This window comes from Pseudomonas sp. GZD-209 (genome assembly GCF_049310485.1).
Classification (GTDB): Bacteria; Pseudomonadota; Gammaproteobacteria; order Pseudomonadales; family Pseudomonadaceae; genus Aquipseudomonas; species Aquipseudomonas sichuanensis.
The window spans coordinates 1-2,635 of the sequence record NZ_JBMOWQ010000113.1 but is presented as its reverse complement, the minus strand read 5'-3'; the positions used below and the strand labels follow the sequence as shown (position 1 = coordinate 2,635).

The window sequence follows — 2,635 nt, the reverse complement described above, 5'->3', positions numbered from 1 at the left end:
CCCCCCGATAGGGCCGGAACAGGTATCCTGCGTCTCCCGACCCTCCGCGAGCCGCCCCATGCCCAACACCATCCACATCGCCGCCGCCCTGTTGATCGACCCGCAAGGCCGTACGCTGCTGGTGCGCAAGCGCGGCACCCTGGCCTTCATGCAGCCGGGCGGCAAGATCGATGCGGGGGAGTCAGCGGCCCAGGCGCTGGCGCGTGAACTTCACGAAGAGCTGGGGCTGCGCATCGACCCGGCACAGGCCACGCACCTGGGCAGTTTCAGCGCCCCGGCCGCCAATGAGCCAGGCTTCGTGGTCAAGGCCGAGCTGTTCCGTGTCGACAGCGCCGAGGCCGTGACCCCGGCGGCGGAAATCGAAGAAGTGCTGTGGCTGGCCGCCAGCGACACGCCAGGCCTGAACCTGGCGCCGCTGACCCGCGACCTGATCCTGCCGCTGTGGCGCCAAGGCCTCAACGCACCGCGCTGACCCCGTCGAGGGTGGCGAACGAGGTGTCCTTGGCGGTCAGCAGGAAGTCGCGCATGTACGGCGCATCGAGCATGTCGGTGCGCACCGCCGCGTACAGCGTGGCGAACAGGCCTTTTTCACCCAGGCGCTTGCCCTTCACGTAACCGCGCGCGCTGTATTCGTGCAGCGCCCAGTGCGGCATGCCGCATACACCACGGCCGCTGGCCACCAGCTGCATCATCATGACCGTCAGCTCCGAGGTGCGCACCGCGGCCGGTTCCATGTCGGCCGGCTCGAGGAAGCGGGTGAAGATGTCCAGGCGGTCGCGCTCCACCGGGTAGGTGATCAGGGTCTGGTCGAGCAGGTCCTGGGGCACGATGTAGGGCTTGCTGGCCAGCGGGTGCTGGTTGGCCACGGCGAGCATGGCTTCGTAGGTGAACAGCGGCACATAGGTGATGCCGGCCAGGTCGAGCGGGTCGGAGGTCACCACCAGGTCGAGGTCGCCGCGGGCCAGGGCCGGCAAGGGGGCGAAGGCGAAGCCCGAGGCCAGGTCCAGCTCCACTTCCGGCCAGGCGTCGCGGAACTGGTCGATGGTCGGCATCAGCCATTGGAAGCAGCTATGGCACTCGATGGCCATGTGCAGGCGCCCGGCGGTGCCGCCGGCCAGCCGGGCAATATCGCGCTCGGCGCCACGCAGCAGCGGCAGGGTGGCGTCGGCCAGTTGCAGCAGGCGCAGGCCGGCGCTGGTGAAGCGGATCGGCTTGGTCTTGCGCACGAACAGCGGCAGGCCCAGGCGTTCCTCCAGCTCCTTGAACTGGTGCGACAGCGCCGATTGCGTCAGGTGCAGGCGCTCGGCGGCCTCCACCAGGCTGTCGGCCTCGCGCAGGGCATGAAGGGTTTTCAGGTGACGGATTTCCAGCACAAGGGCTCCGTGAACAATCTTTGAGGAAAACGGGATGGCGTTGAGTTTCCCTCATGTTGCCCTGGCCTGTCGACCGCCGCTTGGCAATGACCGCTCGGCAAGGTTCATGAAACTGTCACGGTTTTGTGGCAGCGCGAGCGAATGGATTTCATCAGACTCGCGCTCTACTGGGGATCTGCATTCTGGTGTTTTTTTCATGCGGGCTTTTTTACTTTTCTTCCTTCTGCTGATTAGCGCTTCGGCGAGCTTCGCCGACGACCGCTGCAACCCACAGGTGCCGGTGCAACGTGCCGAGCTGGGTGAACTGAGCCTGGTCTACCAGAGCGTCGGCGCGCCGCGGGATCCGGCGTTATTGCTGGTCATGGGCCTGGGTGGGCAGTTGATCCACTGGCCGGACGACGTGGTCGAGGCGCTGTGCCGCCAGGGCTTTCGGGTGATCCGCTACGACAACCGCGATGTCGGCCTGTCGCGCTGGAACCAGCTGCCGGGCTCGGCCAACCTCACCCTCGAAGTGCTGCGCTACAAACTGGGCCTGCCGGTATCGGCGCCCTACAGCCTGACCGACATGGCCGGTGACGGCCTGCACCTGATGGACGCGCTGCAGATCCGCCAGTTCCATGTGCTGGGGGTGAGCATGGGCGGGATGATCGCCCAGCACATTGCGGCCATGGCGCCGGAGCGGGTGCGCAGCCTGACGCTGGTGATGTCCAGCTCGGGCGCGGCCGGGTTGCCGGCACCGAATCCGGCGCTGGTGCAGCTGCTGGCGCGGCGCAATGCACCGAATCGGGCGGTGGCGATCGAGCAGCAGGCTGACCTGCTGGCGGCCTTGGGCAGCCCGCAGGTGAAGGATGATCGCGCGGTGTTGCTCCAGCAGGCGGCGCAGGCCTATGACCGGGCGTTCAACCCCGAGGGCGTGAAGCGCCAGATCATGGCGATTCTCGCCGAGCCGAGCCGGGTCGAGTTATTGAATCAACTGCGGGTGCCGACGCTGGTGGTGCATGGCACCGCCGATCCGTTGCTGCCGGTGATGCATGGGGTGCACCTGGCGGCGCATATCCAGGGCAGTGAGTTGCGCTTGATACCGGGGTTGGCGCATCGCTTCCAGGAGCCGTTCAAGCAGCCGCTGCTGGGGGCGGTGCTGCCTTACCTGCAGTCGCACCGGCAGGATGTGACGCATATCGCCGGGCTTTAGAACCTATCGCGGGGCAAGCCCGCTCCCACGCAGTGCATTGTCCACAGGGCCACTGCGTGGGAGCGGGCTC

3 protein-coding genes are annotated in these 2,635 nt (G+C 66.9%); 2 read left to right on the top strand and 1 reads right to left on the bottom strand.

Features of this window, described 5'->3' with window-relative positions; translation table 11 throughout:
- Positions 1-58 precede the first annotated feature (58 nt).
- Positions 59-472 carry an NUDIX hydrolase gene (locus ACO6VM_RS14300; protein ID WP_401058828.1) on the top strand — a complete coding sequence of 138 codons (414 nt, stop codon included), beginning with the start codon at positions 59-61 and terminating at the stop codon, positions 470-472.
- On the opposite strand, the gene metR is transcribed toward ACO6VM_RS14300, so the two are convergent.
- Complete coding sequence (gene metR / locus ACO6VM_RS14295) at positions 456-1,373, bottom strand: transcriptional regulator MetR (RefSeq protein WP_125857620.1); 918 nt, start codon at positions 1,371-1,373, stop codon at positions 456-458. The genes ACO6VM_RS14300 and metR overlap by 17 nt on opposite strands.
- 196 nt (positions 1,374-1,569) lie before the next feature.
- On the opposite strand from metR, the gene ACO6VM_RS14290 reads away from it, so the two are divergent.
- The gene (locus ACO6VM_RS14290; RefSeq protein ID WP_125857621.1) at positions 1,570-2,565 is read left to right on the top strand and encodes an alpha/beta fold hydrolase; all 996 of its coding nucleotides are present in this window, start codon (positions 1,570-1,572) and stop codon (positions 2,563-2,565) included.
- The last annotated feature ends 70 nt before the right edge of the window (positions 2,566-2,635 follow it).

Excerpts from the sequence above, each read along its gene's own strand:
- ACO6VM_RS14300 (WP_401058828.1), top strand. The coding sequence starts at position 59 with ATGCCCAACACCATCCACATCGCCGCCGCCCTGTTGATCGACCCGCAA.
- ACO6VM_RS14290 (WP_125857621.1), top strand. The coding sequence starts at position 1,570 with ATGCGGGCTTTTTTACTTTTCTTCCTTCTGCTGATTAGCGCTTCGGCG.